The 22,652-nt window shown below is 70.6% G+C and carries 18 protein-coding genes; 7 read left to right on the forward strand and 11 right to left on the reverse strand.

Annotated features, from left to right (window positions below; genetic code table 11):
- Positions 1–8: 8 nt before the first annotated feature.
- The 3 genes from BXA10_RS31610 to BXA10_RS22490 all read right to left on the reverse strand — a co-directional run bounded on the left by BXA10_RS31610 (position 9) and on the right by BXA10_RS22490 (position 988).
- Positions 9–182, reverse strand: a complete 174-nt coding sequence (locus tag BXA10_RS31610; protein ID WP_175649274.1) for a hypothetical protein — start codon at positions 180–182, stop codon at positions 9–11.
- A gap of 165 nt (positions 183–347) precedes the next feature.
- Positions 348–554, reverse strand: a complete 207-nt coding sequence (locus BXA10_RS22485; RefSeq protein ID WP_076472788.1) for a helix-turn-helix domain-containing protein — start codon at positions 552–554, stop codon at positions 348–350.
- Positions 554–988 (reverse strand): DUF2975 domain-containing protein, encoded by a 435-nt coding sequence (locus BXA10_RS22490; protein WP_245828371.1) that lies wholly within the window; start codon positions 986–988, stop codon positions 554–556. Before BXA10_RS22490 ends, BXA10_RS22485 begins: the two co-directional genes overlap by 1 nt.
- Positions 989–1,324: 336 nt before the next feature.
- On the opposite strand from BXA10_RS22490, the gene BXA10_RS22495 reads away from it, so the two are divergent.
- A complete protein-coding gene (locus tag BXA10_RS22495; protein WP_076472790.1) occupies positions 1,325–2,503 on the forward strand; it encodes a Cmx/CmrA family chloramphenicol efflux MFS transporter in 1,179 nt (392 codons plus the stop codon).
- 142 nt (positions 2,504–2,645) lie between these two features.
- Here BXA10_RS22495 and BXA10_RS22500 read toward each other — a convergent pair whose 3' ends face one another.
- The 3 genes from BXA10_RS22500 to BXA10_RS22510 all read right to left on the reverse strand — a co-directional run bounded on the left by BXA10_RS22500 (position 2,646) and on the right by BXA10_RS22510 (position 5,955).
- Positions 2,646–2,876: a DUF2188 domain-containing protein gene (locus BXA10_RS22500; RefSeq protein ID WP_076472791.1), complete on the reverse strand. Its 231-nt coding sequence runs from the start codon at positions 2,874–2,876 to the stop codon at positions 2,646–2,648.
- Positions 2,877–3,027: 151 nt separating this feature from the next.
- A complete protein-coding gene (locus BXA10_RS22505; protein ID WP_076472792.1) occupies positions 3,028–3,813 on the reverse strand; it encodes a formylglycine-generating enzyme family protein in 786 nt (261 codons plus the stop codon).
- A 225-nt stretch (positions 3,814–4,038) separates the two neighbouring features.
- Entirely contained in the window at positions 4,039–5,955 is a 1,917-nt protein-coding gene (locus tag BXA10_RS22510) for a Xaa-Pro dipeptidyl-peptidase (RefSeq protein ID WP_076472793.1), read from the reverse strand.
- Between the two features lie 407 nt (positions 5,956–6,362).
- Between BXA10_RS22510 and BXA10_RS22515 the strand changes: the two genes are divergently transcribed.
- Genes BXA10_RS22515 through BXA10_RS22535 form a run of 5 tightly spaced genes read left to right on the forward strand, consistent with a single transcriptional unit; the run spans position 6,363 to position 10,861 of the window.
- Positions 6,363–7,196 carry a carbohydrate ABC transporter permease gene (locus BXA10_RS22515; RefSeq protein ID WP_175649275.1) on the forward strand — a complete coding sequence of 278 codons (834 nt, stop codon included), beginning with the start codon at positions 6,363–6,365 and terminating at the stop codon, positions 7,194–7,196.
- Positions 7,193–8,485: an ABC transporter substrate-binding protein gene (locus tag BXA10_RS22520; RefSeq protein ID WP_076472795.1), complete on the forward strand. Its 1,293-nt coding sequence runs from the start codon at positions 7,193–7,195 to the stop codon at positions 8,483–8,485. The genes BXA10_RS22515 and BXA10_RS22520 overlap by 4 nt, the downstream gene beginning before the upstream one ends.
- Entirely contained in the window at positions 8,478–9,488 is a 1,011-nt protein-coding gene (locus tag BXA10_RS22525) for an ABC transporter ATP-binding protein (protein WP_076472796.1), read from the forward strand. Before BXA10_RS22520 ends, BXA10_RS22525 begins: the two co-directional genes overlap by 8 nt.
- A complete protein-coding gene (locus tag BXA10_RS22530; RefSeq protein ID WP_084753159.1) occupies positions 9,485–10,366 on the forward strand; it encodes a carbohydrate ABC transporter permease in 882 nt (293 codons plus the stop codon). Before BXA10_RS22525 ends, BXA10_RS22530 begins: the two co-directional genes overlap by 4 nt.
- An 18-nt stretch (positions 10,367–10,384) precedes the next feature.
- The gene (locus BXA10_RS22535; RefSeq protein ID WP_139338088.1) at positions 10,385–10,861 is read left to right on the forward strand and encodes a hypothetical protein; all 477 of its coding nucleotides are present in this window, start codon (positions 10,385–10,387) and stop codon (positions 10,859–10,861) included.
- A 27-nt stretch (positions 10,862–10,888) separates the two neighbouring features.
- On the opposite strand, the gene BXA10_RS22540 is transcribed toward BXA10_RS22535, so the two are convergent.
- Both BXA10_RS22540 and BXA10_RS31615 read right to left on the reverse strand, forming a co-directional pair.
- Positions 10,889–11,860 carry a hypothetical protein gene (locus BXA10_RS22540; protein ID WP_245828373.1) on the reverse strand — a complete coding sequence of 324 codons (972 nt, stop codon included), beginning with the start codon at positions 11,858–11,860 and terminating at the stop codon, positions 10,889–10,891.
- Entirely contained in the window at positions 11,854–12,015 is a 162-nt protein-coding gene (locus BXA10_RS31615) for a hypothetical protein (protein WP_175649276.1), read from the reverse strand. The genes BXA10_RS22540 and BXA10_RS31615 overlap by 7 nt, the downstream gene beginning before the upstream one ends.
- A gap of 588 nt (positions 12,016–12,603) precedes the next feature.
- Between BXA10_RS31615 and BXA10_RS22545 the strand changes: the two genes are divergently transcribed.
- Positions 12,604–14,955: a WD40/YVTN/BNR-like repeat-containing protein gene (locus tag BXA10_RS22545; RefSeq protein WP_076472798.1), complete on the forward strand. Its 2,352-nt coding sequence runs from the start codon at positions 12,604–12,606 to the stop codon at positions 14,953–14,955.
- Between the two features lie 84 nt (positions 14,956–15,039).
- On the opposite strand, the gene BXA10_RS22550 is transcribed toward BXA10_RS22545, so the two are convergent.
- The 3 genes from BXA10_RS22550 to BXA10_RS22560 all read right to left on the reverse strand — a co-directional run bounded on the left by BXA10_RS22550 (position 15,040) and on the right by BXA10_RS22560 (position 22,383).
- On the reverse strand, positions 15,040–18,435 hold the full coding sequence (locus BXA10_RS22550) for a S8 family serine peptidase (RefSeq protein WP_139338089.1): 3,396 nt from the start codon (positions 18,433–18,435) through the stop codon (positions 15,040–15,042).
- A gap of 303 nt (positions 18,436–18,738) precedes the next feature.
- Entirely contained in the window at positions 18,739–21,171 is a 2,433-nt protein-coding gene (locus tag BXA10_RS22555; protein WP_076472799.1) for a M14 family metallopeptidase, read from the reverse strand.
- A 309-nt stretch (positions 21,172–21,480) separates the two neighbouring features.
- Positions 21,481–22,383: a DUF4231 domain-containing protein gene (locus BXA10_RS22560; RefSeq protein ID WP_076472800.1), complete on the reverse strand. Its 903-nt coding sequence runs from the start codon at positions 22,381–22,383 to the stop codon at positions 21,481–21,483.
- Positions 22,384–22,652 lie beyond the last annotated feature (269 nt).

Below are 22,652 nucleotides of genomic sequence, written 5' to 3' on the forward strand. Positions count from 1 at the left end.
CCTGCTGTTCACCGGCGCCGTCGGCGGAGGACCGTCCGTACGCCGAACACGATCGTGGCGATCACGAGCGCGGCGCCCAGGGCCTGCAGGCCCGGCGAGTCGTCGGCCTCACCGAACACGACGCCGGCGACACCGAGCGCGATGGCGAGGATCGCGGCGGCGCCGACGACGAAATACCTCATCGGATCTCCTTCCGGCGGACGAGCCCGCAGCCCGCAGCCCGCAGCCCGCAGCCCGCGGTGATCATGAAGTTTTGGTCGCCCGGCACGGCGTGTCGTGACCACAACTTCATGATCAGCGGGACCGGGCGTGGGGCGCAGAGACGGTCGGCATCCTCGGCAGGACGGTCATTCCTCGACCCACTCGAGCAGGTCACCGGGTTGGCAGTCGAGCACCCGGCACATGGCTTCGAGCGTGCTGAACCGGACGGCCTTGGCGCGGCCGTTCTTCAGCACCGCTACGTTCGCGGGCGTCAACCCGACACGTTCGGCGAACTCACCGACGCTCATCTTGCGTTTGGCCAGCTGGACGTCGATGCGCACGACGATCGGCATCAGATCACCGCTTCCATGTCGGTACGCAGCGTGGTGGCCTGGCGCAGCAGCGCACGCATCACCACGATCAGCAGCCCGAACACCGCGACGCCGATCAACAGCAGGAACAGCAGGAGTGGTGCGCCGGGATCGTCCGCCCTGAACCCGACGTAGAGGAACACGCCCAGCAGCACCACCCACGCGGCGGCGATGGCCCACACGATGGCGTCCACCCAGGCGAGGGACGCCTGGGTGAAGATCTTGTCCTTCTTGACCATGGTGAGCAGCTTCCAGGTGGCCACGATCACCACCTGGACGCAGAGCACCCAGAAGATCGTGATGGCGGTCAACGGCCACCTGAGGTAGGCGTCTTGCGGCGATTCCTTGGCCATGTGGGCGAACTGCCCGGGCAGCGACATGGTCTGGAACAGGACCAGGATCCCGAACAGCAACACGAGGAAGACTCTGAGAGCGGCTACCGCTCGACGTTCCGTAACCATGTATCGACTATCGCTCGCAACCTATCGAAAGTCAATAGGTTCGGGATGCGACGGCGAGACCACGGACGGAATTCGGTTGCGCGATGACCGGCGGGTCTGAGTAACGTCTGCGGCATGTCGAGCCCCGAGGCGTCCAAGGCGGGGGCTTTCGGTCACCCCGTCAGCCCCCTGAACCACTGAGTTCCAGCGCCGCTCCCCAGCAGCCCACGCTGCGTGGGGCAGTCGCGCACCCCCGGACGCTGACCGCGGTGACGAGACGTCTCCTCGTTCTCCCTCACCTCGGAGCACTCGATGCCTCTGCCGCTGTACCTGCTTGCCGTGGCGATCTTCGCCATGGGCACCTCGGAATTCATGCTCGCCGGCCTGGTGCCGGACATCGCCACAAGCCTCGATGTGCCGGTCGGAGCCACCGGGTTACTGATCACGGCATTCGCCACCGGAATGATCGTCGGCGCGCCACTGACTGCGGCCCTCGCGCGCCGCTGGCCGGCCCGGGCCAGCCTGCTCGGCTTCGTGCTGGTCTTTGCCGTCGCCCACGTCGCGGGCGCACTCACCACGAGTTTCGCGGTACTGCTCGGCACCCGGGCACTCGCCGCCCTGGCCAACGCGGGCTTTCTCGCTGTCGCACTGAGCACTGCGGCCGCGCTCGTCGCATCCGATCAGAAGGGGCGCGCGCTGGCGGTGCTGCTCTCGGGTACGACGGTGGCGACCATCGCCGGAGTCCCCGGCGGCGCGGCGCTCGGCACGGTTCTCGGCTGGCGGGCAACCTTCTGGGCGGTCGCTCTGCTCTGCCTTCCCGCTGCCGTCGGCGTCGTGAAGGGCATTCCCGCCCGGGTCGGGCCGCCGCCTCGCGACAGTCCGGTCCGGTCGTCGCTACGCGACGAGATCGCCCAGCTCGCGATGCCCAGACTGCTCCTGGTCATGCTGCTCGGCGCCCTCGTCAACGCCGCCACCTTCGCCACATTCACCTTCCTGGCACCGATCGTGACCAACACCGCCCGCCTGAGCCAGCTGTGGGTCCCGGTCGTGCTGGTGCTCTTCGGTGTCGGCTCCCTCGTCGGCGTCACCCTCGCGGGACGGCTCTCCGATCGGCGTCCCGGCATCGTGGTCGCCGTCGGCGGCCCGCTGCTGTCACTCGGCTGGGTCGCGTTGGCGGTTTTGGCCACCCGGCCGGTGGCGCTTCTCCCCCTCGTGTTCGTGCAGGGCGCACTCTCCTTCGCGTTGGGCAGCACCCTCATCGCCAGGGTGCTGCACGAGGCAGCAGGCGCCCCCACCATGGGAGGGTCGTACGCGACCGCGGCGCTCAACGTCGGTGCCGCCGGCGGTCCCGTCGTTGCGGCAGCGACCCTGGAGGCCGGAGCCGGCGACCTCGGCCCGGTCTGGGTCAGCGGTCTCCTGGTCACGGCCGCACTGCTCATCGCCCTGCCGCTGCGGCCGGTCATCGCACTCCGCTTCCGGGCGATCCGATGACCACGCGGAAGCCTGCGGGGCGCCGGGCGAGCGACCAGCACCCACCCAGCTAGGTACCTGGACACACCTTCTGCCGATCGGCCACGGTCAGCGGTGGCGTCCGGAGGTCCGGACGCCACCGAACCGTGAGCGGCACCGGCGGTCAGCCCTCGATCTCGCGCGGGTCGCGGCTGCGGGGATAGGTGTTCTTCTCGCCGATGGTGCCGTCCTGCTTCTTGATGACGTGCTCGGCGTCGCGCTGAACGGCGGTCTGCCGGCCCGCGGCCTCCGCTTCCGCTTTGGTGCCGTGGGTGCTGCTCGCGCGCTGGTTGCCCTCGGGACGGTTCTTCCACTGCCCGTCCTCGTGGTACGTCTCGATGTCACCCTTCGACATGATCCGTGGCCTCCCTGATTCGCATGGTCGGTCACGAATATCTGCCCGGGGCGTACCCCCTCAAACGTCCGTCACTTCATCACGAGGTCACGCAGCGCCCGCAGCGCCGCCTGGTCGCTGACCTTGGCGTGGATATTCTTGTCGGGACCGATCAGGACGATGTACGGACATCTGTGATCGCCGCCCGGCTCGGCAGCGGGGCGACCGGGCGAACCGCCGTGAACTGGGCGTGCTCGTACCGGGTGGCAGAGAGCAGCAGCAGCCACTCGTCGCAGCCTTGCCACGGATAGAGGTCCGCCGCTCCGCCACGTACGGTCCGGGGCCCGTCGCCGGTGCGTGGCCGCGCGTCCGCCGGCGCCCCCGTGAACCCGGGGATCCACACGTCGGCGCAGAGCTCGCCCGCCGACCCCATCGCCGCCAGCCCGAACGCATTCTCCCCTGCGGCCGTCCGCGTCTCGTCGCCGAAGTCGTCGAGCAGCTGGTCCTCGCCCGGTTTCCCGTCACCGCGAAAGGTCAAGGTGGTGGTGCCGGCCCGCGCCGCGTACTCCCACTGCGCCTCGCTGGGCAGCCGAAACGGCAACGACTCGAGCAGATCGTCCAGGTCGTCCTCGAGCCGGGCGGTGGCCGTTTCCGTCTCGGCGTACGGGTCCTCGTACTCAGGCAGCCAATGCCGGACCTGCGCCACTGTCAACGGGTGCCGGGCGATCAGGAACGGCTCGACCCGCACCTCGCGTACCGGCTGCGAGTCACAGGCTCCGGCAAGGAACGGCTCGATGGTGTCCTCGACCCCACCACTGCGTTCGATGGCACGTACCGCGTCCAGTTCCGCGTCGGACAGGCCCATCCGGAACATGCCGCCCGGAACCTTCCGGAACACCACACCCGACGGTGTGTGCCGCCATGCCGGGCGCCCCGACACGGTCTCCTCGATCCACATGGCGCGGAACGCTAGCAGCCAGGCCTGACAGCGGTCGGGTGACCGCCTCGGTCATGCCGAGCGGGAGACGAATCCTGCCCGTTTTCCCGGCGGGGTCACTCGCCGTCAGCACGATCGGCCGGGCCGGGAAGCTCGGGACAACGGCGCGGATCGGGTACCCGAACCGGCGCGGGCGGGGCGACCTCGTCGCCCCGCCCGCTCGTCACTCGGCCTGATGTACCGATGTCACAGGCCGGCCTTCTCGGCCGCCTTCCGGCCGCCGACCACCGGCAGCTCGATCCGGCTGCTGTCGAAGTGGACGGTGATCTCGGCCTGGTTCTGCTTCGCCCGGCTGCTGTAGCCGGAGTAGGAACCGAGCAGCACCACACCGATCTGGTTGCCGGCGTCGAAGACGTAGTCCTCCGGCAGCAGCGGCACGTCCACGGCGTTCTTCTCACCCGGCACCAGCGGCGTCGAGGTGGACAGCGAGTCGATGTTCAGCCCGTCCAGGATGCCCTTCGTGACGAGAGCCTGCGGATCGGTGGCCACGTTCTTGGCGGTCTCCCGGTAGCAGGCGTCCTCGGCGTACCCGCCCCAGGTGGCCTGCTCGCCCCAGCAGTCCTCCTCGGTAAGCGTCCGGATGCCGTCGCCGGCGGTGCCGAAGCGGGTCTTGGTGCCGTAGTCGACGAGCAGACCGGCGAAGCTGGTGTCCTCGCCGTTCACCGACGCCTTGATCCGCACGACGGGGGTGCCGGAGATGTGCAGCGGCGCCCGCAGCGGCTCGGACAGGAACACCAGCCGGTTGGCCGTGTTCGCCTGCGGGTCCGACGGGTGCCGGATCGCGTTGGTCTGGCTCATCGACGGCGTGTCCTGGAAGGTGCGGGACTCCTTGCGGCCGGGCTGCGGACGGACCGAGAGGGCACCCGCGGCACCCTCGGCGCCGGGCCGCAGGAACACCTCGGTCTTCTGGGCGGTGGGAACCGGCCAGTCGCGGTAGGTCTCCCAGACGTCCGGAGCCCGCTCGATGTCGGCCCGGGGCTCCTTCATGATGTCGTTCTTGACGTCGTACAGCCAGAAGTCGAACCAGCGGTGCAGGGTGTCGACCCACTCGCCACGGCGGAAGTCGAACGGGTCGACGTGTCCGGTACCGGTCATCCAGAGCTTGCGGGGCACGTTGTGCTCGGCGAGGGCGTCCCACCACTTGCTGAAGTGGTCCGCACGGACGTTGTCGTCGTTGATCCCGTGCACGACGAAGACGCTGGCGCGTACCCGGTCGGCGTGCGGAACGTAGTCGCGCTCGGCCCAGAAGTCGCTGTAGTCGCCGGTGGTGTCGTCGCTCGCCACGCCCATCTGCTCACGCACCGGCGCGCAGTACGCCCGCCGCTCCGGGTTCGTGACGGTGTTGGCGAGACTGCCCGAGTAGTTGTTGCCGCGGGTGATCAGGCCGTTGCTGCGCGAGTAGTCGTACCAGCTGGAGATGCCGGAGATCGGCACGATCGTGGACAGCCCCTCCACGCCGGTGGCGGCGGCCGCGTTGGCCAGGGTGCCGTCGTACGACTTGCCGATCATGCCGGTACGGCCGTTGTGCCAGTCGGCCACAACCTCGTCGCCGGCGGCGTTGGTGCCCTTCCTACGACCGTTGAGCCAGTCGATGGCCGTCGGCGCGCTGATGTTGTCGGCGGTTCCGCCGGTGACCGGGCAGCCGGTCGAGTGGTTGGTCCCGATCATGTCGAGCAGGACCACCGCGTAGCCGCGCGGGACGAAGTAGTTGTCGTAGAAGAGCGGCCACTTGTCGTTGAGGCCGTCCCCGTCGACGTCTTCCTTGCACTCGCTCTCGTTGCCCCGGCAGACGGTCGAGTAGTACGGGCTCGCGTCCATGATGACCGGTACGCGGAGGCCCTCGTCGCTGGCCTTGGGACGGATGATGTCCATGGCGACGACGTCGCGCTTGCCGTCGCTGTCGGTGTCGACGTCGGAGGTGACGAATACCCGTTCGCGGATCGCGTCGGCGTACCCGAACACCGGTTGGGTGACTCCGTCCTGGACAACCGGCCGGAGACGTTCCGCGGACGGCTTCGCCGTCGCGGCAGCCGCCGGCAGGCCCACGGCGACGGTCAGCCCGACCACCACCGACGCCCGCCACCAGCTCCTCGTGGTTCGCATGGTGCTCCTCCCCTTGTCCGGCACCGGCGCCGTCCCAGCCGTCCCGGGCAGGGGCGGCGGGCCGCCGGTGCGGCTGCATCGAACCCTAGAAATCCAGCCGGGACCGGTCATCGGACAGGTGCGGGAGTTGATCGTCTTCACCTCCTACGTCTGTCGTAGACGTTCGCTACGGACCGTGACCGGCCGCCGCCACGCCGTCCCCACATCTCCGGGCAGCCGGCCTGCAACAGGCGTAGGACCACCCGGCCCCTGATTCCAACAGGTGCCCGATGACGCAAACGGCGTACGGCCATAGGTTCGGCCGCAGCAGCACGCCGAACGGCCGGCCCGGCAGGGCCACCGTCGGCGGGACCCGAACGAGGCACGCCGATCGGCGAGAAGGGCGGGACGTGCGGCCCGAAGGCACCGTGATTCCCCGATTCATCGGGCGGTTCGTGGTGCCGGCACTGTTCGCGACACTCTTCGCCGCTCCGCTGTGGTTCATGGTGGCCGGCTCGCTCCGGCCCGCCGGAGAGCCACCGCCGCGAACGCTGGAGTTGCTGCCGCCGGACCCGAGCCTGGCCGCGTACGCCCGGCTGCCGGAGCTGATCCCCCTGTTCCGTTACCTGGCGAACTCGGCGCTGGTCGTCGCGATCGCCGTACCGGTGACCGTGGTCGTCGCGTCGCTGACCGGCTTCGGGCTACGACTGCTCACCCCGACCGCCCGTCGCCGCGCCGTTCTCGGCCTGCTGGCGGTGCTGCTCGTACCGGTCACCGCCGTCTGGGCCACCCGCTTCGAACTGTTCCGGCTCGCCGGCGTCGTCGACACGTACGTGCCGCTGCTCGCCCCGGCGCTACTCGCCGGCAGCCCGTTCCTCGTGCTGCTGTACGCGTGGGCGTTCGGCGGCGTACCGGACAGCCAGCTCGGCGCCGCCCGGCTCGAAGGGGCCGGCTGGTTGACGATCTGGCGGCGCGTGGCGCTGCCGCAGGTGCGTCCGGCGACGCTCGCGGTGGCCGTGCTCGCCTTCACGTTCCACTGGTCCAACCTGATCGACCCGCTGCTGTACCTGCACAGCGGCGACCGCTACACGTACCCGCTGGGCCTGCAGTTCCTGCGGCTGCTGAACCCGACCGACTGGCCGCTGCTGATGGCCGGTTGCGTCGTGGCGACCGCGCCGTGCGTGGTGGTGTTCCTGCTGGCCCAGCGGATCCTGCTGAACGACGATCCGCTGGCCGCACTCAGATCTGGAGGTCGTAGGTGAGCCGATTCCGACGGTACGCCGCCCTGGTCACCGCCGCTCTGCTGCTCGGCGTCACCGCCTGCGACAGCGGCGGCGAAGCAACCGACGACGACGGGATCACCGTCGTGCTCTTCGGCGACGCCGAGGAGATCGCCGGTTACCGGAGCATGATCGACGCGTTCGCCGAAACCAACCCCGACGTCCCCGTCACGCTCTCCCCGGTCGCCACCCAGGACGAACTGATGGCCCGGCTGACCACCTCGTTCGCCGGCGGCCAACCACCCGACGTGTTCCTGCTGAACTACCGCCGGTACGGCCAGTTCGCCGCCCAGCAGGCGATCGAGCCGGCCCAGTCGTACCTCGACCGCAGCACCACCCTCAAGGAGAGCGACTTCAGCCCGCGGGCGCTGGACGCCTTCCGCTACGACGGGAAGGCCCTGACCTGCCTGCCGCAGAACATGTCCTCGCTCGTCGTCTACTACAACGCCGACCTCTTCGCCAAGGCCGGCGTGCCGCTACCGAAGGCGGGCTGGACCTGGGACGACTTCCTCGCCGCGGCCCGCGCCCTCACCGGCGACGGGAGGTACGGCGTCGGCGTCGAGCCGTCCATCCCCCGGCTCGCGCCGTTCGTCTGGTCCAACCGCGGCGACCTCGTCGACGACCCGGCCCGGCCGACCGCGCTGACCCTCACCGGGAACCCGGCCGCCCGCAAGGCCGTCGACTGGTTCCTCGACCTGCAACTGAAGCACCACGTCGTACCGCCTGACGCCGAGGAGCAGAGCGAGTCGAGTGAAGCCCGGTTCCTGCGCGGCACGCTCGGCATGTACCTCAACAGCCGGGTCGCCGTACCCACGCTGCGTACCATCGACGGCTTCACCTGGGACGCGGCGCCGCTGCCGGTCGCGCCCGGCGGGGTGCCCGCGTCGATCCTGCACAGCGACGCCTACTGCATGAGTGCCGGCGCGCCCGACCACGACCGGGCGTGGCGGTTCATCGAGTTCGCGATGGGTGAGCAAGGGCAGCAGATCCTCGCGGGCTCCGGCCGTACCGTGCCGTCCCGCCTCGACGTGGCCAACTCCCCCACCTTCCTCGACCCGCAGGAGCCACCGCGGTCGTCCCGGGTCTACCTCGACGCCGAACCGCACCTGCGCGCCACCCCCCGCACCGGCACCTGGTCCCGCGTCGAACGGGAGGCGGGCGCCCTGCTCGAGGAGGTCTTCTACGGCCGGGTCGACCGCGAGGAGGGGCTGCGGACCCTGGAGGAGAAGATCAACCCGCTCTTCAACCTGCCGGTGGGCGCGGGTGGGTGAGCACGGCGCCATCCGGCTCGAGTCGCTGACCAGATCGTACGGACGAGTGGTCGCCCTCGACGACGTCGACCTGGAGGTACGGGCCGGGGAGATGATGACCCTCGTCGGCCCGTCCGGCTCCGGCAAGTCCACCATCCTGCGGCTGATCGCGGGGCTCGACCGTCCCGACGGCGGCCGGATCCTCGTTGACGGACAGGACGTCTCCCAGGTCCCGCCGCACCGGCGGGCCGTCGCGATGGTCTTCCAGGACTTCGCGCTGTACCCGCATCTCACCGTCCTCGGCAACCTGCTGTTCGGACTGCGGGTACGCCGGGTCCGCCGTGACGAGGCCGATCGCAGGGCCCGCTCCGCGGCTGAACGACTGGGCATCGGCGACCTGCTCGACCGCTACCCCGACCAGACCTCCGGGGGACAACGCCAACGGATCGCCCTGGCCCGCGCCCTGTTACGCGAGCCCACCGTGTACCTGCTCGACGAGCCGCTGGCCAGCCTCGACGCGCCGCTACGTTTCGCCACCCGCGCCGACCTGCTCGCGCTGCACCGGGACCTCGGCACCACCACCGTCCACGTCACCCACGACCAGGCGGAGGCCATGACCCTCGGCGACCGGGTCGCCGTCCTCGACCGCGGCCGGATCCGCCAGGTCGGGCCACCCCAGCAGGTGTACGACGAGCCGGCCGACATGTTCGTCGCCGGCTTCCTGGGCAGCCCACCGATGAACCTGGTGCCCGGCGGCGCTGTGCTCGGCGGCTCCCGCGGCCTGATCCTCGGCATCCGTCCGGAGGACCTGACGCTCGACGTCGACGGGTCGATCGAGGTGACCGTCGACGTGGTGGAGGCGCTCGGCAGCGAGAGCATCCTGCTGACCCGTGGCGCCGACGGTACGCGGCTGACGGTACGCGCCGGACCGCGCTGCGGCGCGCGGCCCGGCGAGACGGTACGACTGCGGCCAAACCCTGATCGTGTGCACCATTTCGACGCCGAGACGGGACGGCGGAGGTGACCTCGGATCGCGGCCGGAAGCCACTGACCGCGTGGGCGTTCCTCGCCCCGTACGCGGTGGCGGTCGGGCTCCTGATCGCGGTGCCGGCCCTGCTCAACCTCGGCTACGCGTTCACCGACCACACCGGACTCACTCGCGACCCGCAGTTCGTCGGTCTCTCCAACGTCCGCCGGATGCTCGACGACGGGTTCCTGCTGGACAGCGTACGGGCGTCTGCGATCCACCTGGCGCTGGCCGTACCGCTGCGGCTGCTCGCCGCCGTCGGACTGGGCCTGCTGCTCGCCGCGCCGCGACCGGGCGGACGCTGGTTCCGGGTCGCCGTATACCTGCCGACGGTCGTGCCGGACGTGGCCCTCGCGGTGCTCTTCCTCTGGGTGCTCAACCCGCTCTACGGCCCGCTGAACCAACTGCTCGGCCTCTTCGGGCACTCCGGTTTCACCTGGCTCTCGGACCCCGGCACGGCACGGGTCGGCGTGGCGCTGATGCTGATGTTCCCCATCGGTGAGGGCTTCCTCGTCGTCCTCGCCGCCCGGCGGATGCTGGACGGCCGCCTCTACGAGGCGGCGGCGCTGGAGGGCTGCGGCCCGTTCGGCCAGTTGCGCCGGCTCACCCTGCCGCTGCTCGCGCCGGTTCTGCTGCTGCTCGCCGTGCGCGACACGATCCTGACGTTGCAGGTCAACTTCGTGCCCGCCTACGTCCTCACCGACGGCCGACCCAGCAACGCCACCCTCTACCTGCCGGTCTACATCTTCGACCAGGCGTTCGAGTTCTCCGGATTCGCGTATGGGGCGCTGATCACGAGCGTCCTCATGGTGGTCACCGCGATCGTCATCACCGCGCTGCTGCTCGTCGTACGACGGTGGCGGGTACTGCGCTGAGCGTGCCATGCTGCGGCGGTGAGACTCCGGATGCTAGCCGTCGTCGTCACCGTCCCGCTGCTGCTCGCCTCCTGCGGCACCGACTCCGGCTCGGGGCAGCGGGCCGCCGGCCGAGGAGCGGACATGCTGGCGAACCTGCCCAGCTGTGACCGGGTGCCGCTGGACGCCGACGCCGAGGTGGACACCCCCGTCACCGGCCTGCTCCTGCCCGAGGACGCGCGGGTGACCTCGGTCGTCGAACAGGGCGCGCTCACGACCGTCGAGGCCACCGTCCGGATGACACCGCTTGACGTCCGCGCCCACTACGAGCAACGCGGCGACATCGACCTGCTGCGCGCCGAGGACGAGATCTTCGAGACCGAGGTGCTGATGCGGGCGCAGCAGCGGCGGACGTACCTGCGTGCCACCGCCCTCTGCGCCGACGGCACGACGCTGACCGCCGTGGTGGGGCCCGACTCGGACGACGCGGGCCTGCCCGAGTTCCAGAGCCGTTGAGCGCCACCGACCGGGCCGCTGCCGCCGTCAGGCGATCGACTCCCGCGGCGGAAGAGCGGCGTCCGGTTCGACCCGGGCGGACCGCCCGGCACTGATCACGTACGCGAGCGCGTACGGAGTGATCGCCAGGTAGAGGACGGCCTCGGTCACCACCACGTCCGTGATCAGGAAAATCTCCCACGGCGTCGGCCTGGGCAGACCGAACGACCAGTCGGTCCAGGTGGCGAGGATCCAGAGCGGCGCGGACACCCGATCGACGGTGTCGTACTGCGGCATGCCGTCGACGATCGTGCCCGGGTCGGCGGGGAACTGGTTCACCACGGTGAGGACGACGGCCAGATCGGCGGCGACGAGCGCACCGACGATGCCGAACCACCACGCCGCGCGGACCCGGCCCCGGCCGGCGAGCGCGGCCGCGCCCCAGAGGACGAGGGTCAGGAAGGTCAGCCAGCCCAGCAGGCCGGGCGTGGCGCGGACCAACCCTTCGACACTCATCGCGTACTCGATGCCGACGATGACGACGCCGACCGGAAGCATGATGCCGAGCGCCGTGCGCAGCGGCCCGGTCAGTGCGGACCGGCGGCCCCACCTGGCAGCGAACCGGGCCAGGACAACCGCCAGCCCGGCCGTCATCGCCGTCCACAGCGGCAGCTGCGCCTGCGTCCACCAACCGACGGCGGTGAGCAGGAACTGGCCGACCACGACGTTCATCACGATCGCGCTGATCACCACGATCGCCACAGCACCCAGTGGGGCGAGCAGCAACGCGGCGGCGGTGCGGCCGATCGGCCCGCGTACCGGCCGCCGGCCCGCGAGCGGCCCGTCGGTCCTGTGCAGCGCGAGGCTCGCCGCGAAGCGCAGCATCCGCAGTCGCCGCCGATCCGTGGCGAGGACGTGCAGCTCGGCGCGCCACTCCCGGCGCAGATCGTCGCGCAGCTCCACCGGCCAGCGCCGGGCAGCCGCGTCCAGCAGGAGTTCGGCGAGCCGCCGGGTCACCACGCCGGTGCGCCCGTCGGCTCGGCGTCACCCCGGACCGGCCGCGGGTTCAGGGCGCGCAGCTCGGCGAGGGCCTGCCGGGCGCCGGTGGCGCCTTCGGCGATGAGTTGGTAGTAGCGGCGTGCGGGACGCCCCACCAACGGGAGCGTCGACCTCACGCGGTCACTATATCGGATGTCTACATTGGGGTGTTGCCCCCGGATCGAACCATTGCCCCCCGGCCGCCGAGTGGTCACGCGACTCCTCGTCACTCTGCGCAACCGTGGTGGTGTCACGCTCGGTTACCCGGACCGACCCGGCCCGGGATCCCACCTCGCACCCTTTTGCTCTGCACCCCAATACGCACCACGGCGCTGAGCTGCCAATTGCCGAGAGGACACGATGAGTCCCGCTCTCGACTTCGATAGCGGAGCGTGACTGGCGCGTCCGCGGGTGCAGAGCAAAGGAGGCGGGGCGGGTGGCGGCCGGGCGGGGCGACAATCACGGCACGTCACCAAGGCCGGCGTCCAAGGGCACGGACCTGACCTATAGACGTATACGTCTAACAGCAACGTCGGAGATCAGCATCGACAGCTGTCCTAAGCGGAGAGCGTCATTCGGCGACAGATGCTTGGTGACCCAGGTCACTCGACTGTCTACCGTGGCTCGTTGGAGACCGCTTTCCCGGTCGTCACGACGCGTGGACAGGGAGACACCGCATGAAGCTCACGCTCGTCCGAAGATTCCGAAGATCTCGCAGCCTCACGATGACCGCGGCGGTCGCGCTGCTGGCCACGGTCGCACTGACCGCGTCCTCGACACCTCGGCCCCTCGAAGAGGTGTCGCTGGCCACCAGCACCCCCACCGGACCGATGGAACTACCCGACGAGTGGATGACGGCGCAGCGGATGAGCGACGGCAGCACCGAGCTCTCCACCGCCAAGTACGCCAGCGCCCGCGGCGAGGCCGACCGGATCGCCGGGCACACCCGCACGGCGTACCGCCACCTGGCCGAGCGGAAGTGGAACTTCTTCGGGCCGAGCAACATCGGCGGCCGGGTCGTCGACATCGCCGTCGACCCGCAAGTGCCCGACCAGGTCTTCATCGCCGCCGCCTCCGGCGGCGTCTGGCGCTCCAGCGACGCCGGTGCCACGTTCGAGACGGCCTGGCCCGACGGCTGGACGCAGAGCATGGGCGCGGTCGCGATGACGAGCCAAGGCGTCCTGCTCGCCGGGACCGGCGAGGCCCAGCCCGGCGGGGGTTCGATCACCTTCGGCGGCGACGGCATCTACCGCTCCACCGACCGTGGCAAGACCTGGCGGCACGTCGGCCTGAAGGACAGCCACGCCATCGCCCGCTTCGCCATCGACCCCAGCAACGAGGACCGCATCTTCGCCGCCGCCGCCGGCAACCTCTTCGTACCCGGCGGCGAGCGGGGCGTCTACCTGTCCGAGGACGGCGGGCAGAGCTGGCGTCGGGCACTCGCGCCGCCGAACCCCACCACCGGCGCGACCGAGGTCGTCATCGACCCGAGCAACCCACGCCGGGTGTACGCGGCGATGTGGGACCACCTGCGCGAGCCGCACCAGCGCACGTACGGTGGCCCCGGCTCCAGCCTCTGGCGATCCGACGACGGTGGCCGGAACTGGCAACGGATGACCAACGGCCTGCCCACCGACGCCGACCAGGGACGCTGGGGCCTCGCACTCGCGCCGAACGACCCGCAGCGGCTCTACGCGTACGTCGGCACCGCGCTCGGCCCGTTCCGCGCCTTCTTCCGCTCCGACGACGGTGGCGACAGTTGGACGCAGACGCCGGTGACCGCCGGCCAGGCGTCCCAGTCCACCTTCAGCTGGTGGTTCGGGAAGCTCTTCGTCGACCCCAGCGACGCCGACCACGTCTTCCTGACCGGCGTGAACCTGATGCGCTCCACCAACGGCGCGCAGAGCTTCTCCTCGGTGGGTGGGGTGCACGCCGACCAGCACACGATGCGCTGGGATCCGAAGGTGCCCGGCCGGGTCTACCTCGGCAACGACGGCGGCTTCTACCGGTCGCAGGCCAACGGCGCGAGCGGCTGGGTGAAGTCCACCTACGAGCCGTACACGCAGTTCTACACGGTCGACGTAGCCGAGACCGACCCGGTGCTGAAGGTGGGTGGCGCGCAGGACAACGGCTGCAACCGCGGCTACACCGGCGTCGGCGGCCCGTGGAGCGCCATCGGCTGCGGTGACGGCCTCCAGGTGATCATCCACCCGGAGCAGCCGAACATCGTCTTCGGGTGCAGCCAGTACGGCTCCTGCTACCGCTCGGAGAACTCCGGCGCCGCGCCGCGTCAGAACATCGGGACCGGGCAGACGACCTCCGACCGGCGTAACTGGCTCACGCCGCTGCAGTTCGACCCCAGCGACCCGAACGTCATGTACTACGCCGGCAACATCGTCAACCGTTCCACCGACAACGGCCGCACCTGGACGCCGATCAGCCCCGACCTGACCGGCGGCGGCCCCAACGACCCGTCCGGCTACCCGTGGGGCACCGTCACCACCATCGCCGCGGCACCCACCGACGGGAACAAGCTGTACGTCGGCACCGACGACGGCCGGCTGTGGTGGACCGACGACCTCGGTGGCAGCTGGCACCGGGTGGATCCGGGACAGCTGCCCGGCACCTGGGTGACCCGGGTGGCGGTACACCCGACCGACGAGAACATCGCGTACGCCACGTTCTCCGGCTTCCGTTCCGGCAGCGACCGGTCCCACGTGATGATCACCCGCGACGGTGGTCGGACTTGGCAGGACATCGGCCAGGGCCTGCCGGACGCGCCGGTGAACTTCGTCGCTCCGACCGCCGACGGGCTCCTGCTGGTCGGCACCGACGTCGGGGTGTTCATGTCGGCGTGGAACGGCGGCGATTGGGCGGCGCTGGGCCGGAACCTGCCGCAGGCCGCCGTGATGTACCTGCGCTACCACGAGAACAGCCGGCAGCTGACCGCGGCGACGTTCGGCCGCGGCGTCTACGACCTCACCGTCCCGAAGTGCCCCGCGGCGTCGACCCGGTTGCCGCTGAAGCCCACCGGGGTCGGTGTGGTCGGCGTGCTCGCCTCGTGCGGCAAGCGCTGACCGTACGCCGGAACGATCGACCGACCGGAACGACAGTGCGGCCCCGGCACGATGTGCCGGGGCCGCACTGTCCGCGCGAGACGGTCAGTCGGCCTTGTAGGCCCGGATGATCGTCTGGTCGATGCCACTACCGCCACTGGCGTCGGCCTTCACCCGCAGCGAGACGGCCTGACCCGCCGCCGGCGACGGCAGCTCGACGTTGTAGGCGTCGTCGTGCCGGGTCGCCCGGGCGACCTGCCAGGTCTTGCCGTCGTCGGTCGACGTCCACACCTGGAAGGAGGTCACCTTCTGCGCCGGCACACCCTGGGTCTGCCGGACAGTGAACTCGCCGGTGCCACCGACGAGGTGGTTCCCGGCGTCCATCGGCAGCGCGTAGTCGACCGCGAGCAGCGGCAACGGCACGCTTCCCGTGCCGGACGGACCGGCGGAGCGGAACGTCCAGGACGTGTTGACCTTCGTCGAGATGGGCAGGATCAGGCTCGTGTCGAGGTCGAAGGTCACCCGGTAGTCCGCCGCCTGCTGCGGCACCGTGAAGTCGGCCCGCGAGGCGTCGCGCTCCTCGACCAGCTTGCCGTCGCGGTAGAGCGACATCTTCCGCTTCAGGCCGATGCCGCCGCCCTGGAGGCAGTCCGACCGACCGTGCTGGTCGGTCATCATGACCAGATCGAGGTGCAGGTTGCCCCGCGTCCGCGAGGGTGCGGTGGCGCACGGAAGCGCGTCCCCCTTGTTCACGATCCCGTCGACCCAGTCGGAGTGCAGCGGCTGCCGCGCCCAGATCTTCGAATCCCGGCTACCGGGCTGGTAGCTGCGCGCCTGCTCCTGCGCGGGCAGGCCACCGTAGACGGCCTCGTCCATGTAGAAGTAGCCCGGCGAGAGGTAGGAGGTGCGGTTCGCCGGCAGGTCGAAGTTGCGGAGCTGGGTGAGGTACACCCCGTCGGGCGCGAACATGGCACGCCGCAGCGAGGTGTACATCTCCGGCGAGTCCATCTGGTTGAACCGTTCGTCGACGCGCGCGAGCTCGGCCTGCTCGGCCTTGCTCACCCGGTACGTCGGGTCGGCCGGAACGCCGCCGGTGTACTCGTGGGCGAGGTCGTAGGCGTACGGGTCCGCCGTGCCCTTCGGCGACTGGAGGAAGAAGGCGGAGTACGCCCGCAGCGACCCGATGCTGGGCTCACGCAGCGGCGACACCGAGACCTTCGCCCCACCGCCGAGGCCGGTGACGCTGTTCCACCAGGACTGGCCGTTCTTCGTGGTCTGCTGGTAGATGAACGAGGCGAGGAGCGGCGTGGTGGGCGCCCCGTCGACGACCGCGGTCACCGGCCGGGCCGTCGCCGGGTCGAGGGTGATGCTCCGGTCACCGTTGATCGCCACGTCGGTGTCGCCGACGTACGCGCCCTGCTGTGCGTCGGTCGCCGGGTCGTACGAGCTGTATCCGCCGGTGATCGCGTAGCGGCCCGCCGCGACCCGCACCGTCACCGACTCGCCCTGTTCGATGAACGCGCCGCCGGCGGAGATGAGCGGGTCGTCGAGGTTGGTCACCAGGACGCCGGCCCAGTTCTCCGCGCCCTCAGCGGTACCGGCCATCGGCTTGGTGTTCACCGTCAGGTCGAAGCTCCGCGGCTCGACGTAGAAGCTGACCGGCGTGGTGGCCACCGGCTCGTGTCCGGAGACCCGGGCCGTGACGGTGGCGAGGTAGTAGCCCGGGCTCGCGGCCAGCGCGGCACGGTTGATCCGCAGCGTGGTGCTGGCGGTGGAGCCCCGCTTGACCTTCACCTTGCTCGTGGTCAGGGTGACCGCACCGCGCGGCGCAGCGGTTCCGTCGTGGTTCACGGCGGTGACGTCGAGGTCGAGGTTGACGGTGGCCGGCGTGCTGTCGCCGGTCCAGGTCAGCGTCGCCGTCTCGGTGCCCGACTGCGGGTAGCTGAACGTGCCGAGGTCGACCGTCGGCTGGTCGCTGGTCGGGCCGGAGAGCGCCCGCTCAGCGTTGAGCCGGCCGGCGCCGACGGCGTACGGGTCGACACCGGTCATCGGGTCGGCCGCGCCGACGAGCGCCGCCTTGAGCCGGTCGGCCTTCCAGTCCGGGTGCCGCTGGGCCAGCAGCGCCGCGGCGCCGGCCACGTGCGGGGCGGCCATCGAGGTACCTGTGGAGCCCTCGTAGTACTGGTCGATCGGGTCCTGCAGGTTCGTACCGGCCGCCCGGGCGGCCACGATGTCGACACCCGGCGCCACGAGCTCCGGCTTGGCCACCGACGTGTCCACCAGCGGTCCCCGGCTGGAGAACGCCGCCAGCTTGCCGTTGCGGTCGACCGCGCCGACGGTCAGGGCCGTCGACGCCGATCCCGGCGCGGAGATCGGGCCACCGCTGTTGCCGGAGGAGACCACGAACAGGGCACCGGTCTTGCGGCTGGCGGCGTCGACGGCCAGTGCGAGCGGGTCGTTGCCGTCGTCCGGGGCCTCACCGCCGAGGCTCATGTTGATGACGTCGGCCCGCTCCGCCGCCCACTCGACCGCCTTGATGATCTGCGAGTCGTCGCCGAAGCCGTTGTCGTCGAGGACCTTCCCGATGACCAGGTTCGCGTCCGGGGCCACACCACGCCGATCCCCGTGCGCGGCGGCGCCGGTGCCGGCGATCGTGGACGCGGTGTGCGTACCGTGCCCGTTGTGGTCGACGGCGTCGCCGCCCTCGACCGTGAAGTCGGCCTTGTCCACCACGCGCCCGGCCAGGTCCGGGTGGGTGAAGTCCGCACCCGTGTCGAGCACCGCGACCCGGACACCCTTGCCCGTGTAACCGGACTTCCACGCGTCGGGCGCGGAGATCTGGTCCAGATTCCAGTCGAGGTCACTGCCGCCGGGCTTGCCGGCCTTCGGCGCGGCGGCGATCGGCGCGGCGCTGGTGGCGAGCCCGGTTGCCCGGACCTTCCGGTCCAGCCACACCTTCTTCGCCCCGGCCAGCAACGAGTTCGTCGCCAGCTTCGCGGTCGCGTCGCTCTTCTTCGGTACGTGACCGGCGACCGCCCCGATGAGCGGCAGCTGCTGCACGTCGGCCAGCGCGGCCACCCGCGCCGCCTGCACTGCCGGCTGCACGATCAGCGGCAGCGCCGGGGTGCTCTCGTCGTCGAAGCCCTCGGCGATCAGCGTGGTCACGTCGAACAGATCCGGGTCGAGGACCGCGCCGACCTTGGACGCGACACTCGCGGGGATGACGTGCAGATGTCCGTCCGGGCCACACGACTGGTGGAACACCGCGTCCGGCTTCGCCGGCTGCACCGATGCCTGCGGGCAGCCGGGGCCGCTGCTTCGTACGGTCACCACGTCACCGGTCAGCAACGTGATCGTGTGTGTCGCCCCGCCGACCTTGGCGCCCGCCGCGCCCACTGGGACGGCGTTGCCCGGCTCGGCTGACGCCGGTCCGCCTGGCACTGCGCCCAGTGCCGTCGCCGTCGCGGCGACAGCCACCAGCCACCGTGTTCTTCTGAGCATCTTGCTCCTTACTGGACCTGACACCGGTCCCCACCAACGGGGACGGAATTTGATCTCCAAGCTAATCCCAGAAGTGATCTTGGGGAACAGCTGAAACCCAAACGTCATCTGTGGCAGGCCAGTCTGGAAATACGTTCGGCTCGGTCGCTCACGCAGGGGTGCGGAAGCACGGTGGGTGGTGCCAGCCGAAGGTGCGGTGGTCGCGGACGTTGACGCCCCCGCCTCGCCTGACCCCGGTGGCCAGGCGGACGACGGCCGCGGTGCCCGAGAGAGCACCGCGGCCGTCGTCATGAGGTTTGCCGGTCAGCTGGTCGGCGGGACCGCCTGACCCTTGCGGTAGTTCTTGCCGTTGCCGTCCGGCCGGTAGTTGTTCTCCACGTTGCCGGCGGCGTCGACGGAGAACCAGTTGACCTGGGTGCCGGCCGGCACGGTCAACGTCTCACCGCCCTCCCGGATGCCCGCGGAACCGTAGAGCGTGGACTCGTACGTCGGCGCGGCACCGTCGAGGGTGTAGAAGACCGCCGCCGGCTCGGAGACGTCGAACGTCACGTTCACCATGCCCGGGCTCGAACTCGGCGCGACGGTCAACGTGCTCGTCGGCCGCTTCTTGTCCGCTTCGAAGTCCCGCGCGACGCGCATGAGCTCGACCAGGCCGTTGGAGAACTCCATCGTCTCGGCGTGCGCCTCCTCCCACTCCGGTTGGAAGGAGGTGCCGACCTCGAAGTTCCAGGCGTAGATGCCGTACTTGTACCAGAGCATGTCGCCGGAGTTGCCCGCCGCCGAGTAGAGCACGTCGGAGATCGGGCCGGTACGGGCCGGAGTGACCGCCATGTTGCGGTGCTGCTTGATCGCGGTGAGGATCCGCGAGGAGGCGCCCCAGAAGAACGACTCGTCGGCGAGCGACGGCCGCGGCGCCGACGTCCGGTCCGGCAGGGCGTACGCGCCCGGCGACCACATGAAGTAGTTACCGGACGAGTGCAGGTTCATCGAGAACTTGATGTTCGGCTGGGAGGCCAGCCAGTCGAGGTTGCGGTTCTCCGGCTCGGAGAGTTCGCTCGGGCCGGCGTACGTGCCGCTGGTGCAGCTCGACGAGGCACCCGAGTAGCCGTCGAAGAGGCTGTACTCGGTGTAGTTGCGGTTGTTGTCCACGCCCCACGAGTCACGGCCGAGGAAGTCGGCCGCCCCGGTCAACGGGCAGTGGTTGGTCATGTTCTTGCGCTGGGAGTTGAAGTCGTAGAACGAGTAGTGCCCGCCGTCCGGGTTGATCGACGGGGCGATCCAGATGTCCAGGTTGTTCAGCAGCTGCTTGGTCCTGCCGTCGTGGGCGTAGTTGCGCAGCAGCCGCTCGGCGGTCTCGACGCTGACCAGCGGCGGCACCCACTCGCGGGCGTGCTCCTGGGCGTACGCGAGCACACCCGTCTTCGAACCGTCGCGGTGCTTGCCGATCCGGATCGCGTACACCGGGTGCGGGTCGCGGGAGACCGAGGCCGGGGCGCTCAGGTCGTCGGTGAGCTGGGTCCGCGGAGCCGGCGCGACCACGCCGTCGCCGGCGCTACCCCGATAGGTGTACGCCCGCAGCAGCGTTCCGGCGCTGCTGTTGAGCGCGGCGACGACCTGGGACGCGGTGCTGGTCACCGCACCCGAACCGCTGGTGCCGAGGCTGACCCGGACGTGCTTGCCGGTGACCGTCACGCCGAGCGCCGCGTTGCCGGCGCCGGGGTCGACCAGCTCGACGGAGATGTCGTTGCCGCCCTGGTGCCCCCAGGCGAGCGAGTCCACGGCGACCCGGCTGGCGTTGGCCGTGCCGAGCACCGCCTGGGCGTGCCGCCGGTAGCCGTTGGTCTTGTACGGCAGCTCGACGACCTCGGCCAGGTCGGGGAACTCGGCGGCGAGCTGGTGGATCCGCGAGTACAGCTCGGTCGGCGTCAGGTAGCTCGTGACGAAGTCCTTCTCGTAGCCCGGTCCCTCCGGGTCGGTCCCCGGCGTGGGCAGCCACTCGCTCACCTTCGCGACGGCGACGTCGCCGGTCGGGCTGGTGATCCGGATGTACTCCGGACGGCTGGTCACCGTCGCGGCGCCCCGGTGGTAGAGGTAGACCCCCGCGTCCACGAAACGGGAGATGGTCTGGATGCCACCGGAGCCGATGGCGGTGCCCGGCCCACTGTCCCGTTCGACGGTGAGCGTGTTCGTCGCGGTCTGACCCTGCGCCCACTTCGCCTCGACCGAGAGGATCTGGCTGGTCCCGGACGTGTAGTAGTCGGCACGGATGATCTTGACGTCGGAGACGTCGGACGCGGTCTGGCCGGCCGTGGCGGCGGCGAACTCGCGGTTCTCCGCCCTGTGCTCGGCGATGGTCGCCTCACGCTCGGCCACGCGGGCACGCGCGTCCTCAGGCCGGTACAGCACATCCCCGAGCGTGAAACCAGCCGCGGTCAGCCGGTCCGCCTCGCTCGGGGTGATCACCGCGCGCGCGACGACGCCGTTCTCCGTACGTTCGACGCCGTGGTCGAGGTCGACGCCCGTGGCGACGAGCGCGTCCAGCTCCGCGGTGCCGTCGAGCAGCACCTCGACGACGCTCGCCTGCTGGCCCGCGATCGGGTCGGCCTCGGCAGGCGCGGCGGCCTGCGGCGTGGTCGCCGACGCCGGGCTCACCAGCAGCAGGGCCGCCGTCGCCGCGGCCAGGACCGTCGGTACGGGAAGGCGGCGTCTCCACCGCGGGGACAGGGGATACGACATTTTTCTCTGCCCTTCTGGCTTTTCGGTCGGCCGGTGGCCGAAGGTGATGGCCGAGGGGCACGCCCGGGGTACGCGGCTCCACGACGGGTCGCGCGCGGCCGTTGCGGTGGCCGGGCGCACGACAGTGAACGGAACAGTGGTGAGGGAACCGGCCGCCGGGTGGACGCCGCGCATCGCCGAAGTGCGGCAGCGTCACAGGATGGTGATGATTCGGTGGCGGTCGGTGATCCGAGATCATCCTCAGCGTCACAACATGATCTGTCAATCCCTCGCTGGGACCGTCGACATCAGGCCAGCGGACAACGAATCTCAGCGGTGCGCGGTGCCGTCCTCCTCGATGGTCCGCGCCATCCACGCCTCGTTGGACAGTGAGATGATCCGCTCCGTCTCGGCCACGAACGCGTCGTCGTCGGTCCAGCCGACCCCGTCGCGCCGCGACCGCCCGAGCCGCGACAACTGGTCCGCCGTGCGGGCGTACTCCAGCTGGTGGGCCTCGAACTGCTGGGCCGCACCGTAGCCCACCAGCGCCGTGGTCACCGTGGCGACCACACCCACCCACGAGGCCAGCCCGAGGCCGTCACCGAGTACGCCGACCACACCGGACAGGATGGCCCCCGCGATGGTCAGGACGTTGGTCGCCGTCCGGATCCGGGCCGCCCGACGGGCCATCCGCCGCGCACCCGGGAGGTAGTACGCCTCCACCTGCTGTGCCAGGCGGTGCGTCAGGTACGAGTCCACGCCCGTCACTGCGGGCAGCGGTCGACGGACGAGCGGCAGGTCCACCGTCAGCCCGACCAGATCACCGGCGTCGTCGAGCAGGGCGTCGAGCCGGCGTAGCAGTACGACGTCACGCTCCTCCCCCGAGAACGGCGCCACCCGGGCCAGGTAGCGGTAGACGTCGGCCTTGAGCGCCTCGGACACCGACCGCAGCCTCGTCCACGCCTGCACCGCCTCCCGACTGGTCGACCGGGCTGCCACCGGTACCAAGGCCAGCGCCACACCAGCGAGCACCGCGAGCGCACGGCCCACGCCGGCCTGAACCCCGCCCAGCTGCGCCGCGGCGGTGCCGCCGGCAGCCGCCACGATGGTCAACCCGGCGACCGCCCGCCGTCCCTGGACGATGCGGCGCTGCGCACGCCCGGCCGCCCGGGACCAGACCCCCTGCTGCTGCCAGACCGCGTCGACCGCGATCGGCGCATCGACATCCGTCACGTCGGCATCGTAACGCTGAACGTTCGCCGTCCCGGGTGCCGGCGGCGTCGCGGCCGACGTCGACGCACCCGCCCACGCCCGCGCCGGAAAACACCGTTGCGGAGTTGCCGTGCCCGGGCGTGGAGACGGGTACCCGTCGCTGTCGAGCTGCCCCGTCTCTGGCACGGCCCGGACCAAGGCCCCTTCGCCCCTCGTTGCTGCCGGTGGCGCTCGTGTGGTTGCCGGTCCGTGGCGCTCGTGTGGTCGGTTCCGGCCCGAGTCGGACCCGA

It is taken from the genome of Micromonospora avicenniae (assembly GCF_900156065.1).
Taxonomy (GTDB): Bacteria; Actinomycetota; Actinomycetes; order Mycobacteriales; family Micromonosporaceae; genus Micromonospora; species Micromonospora avicenniae.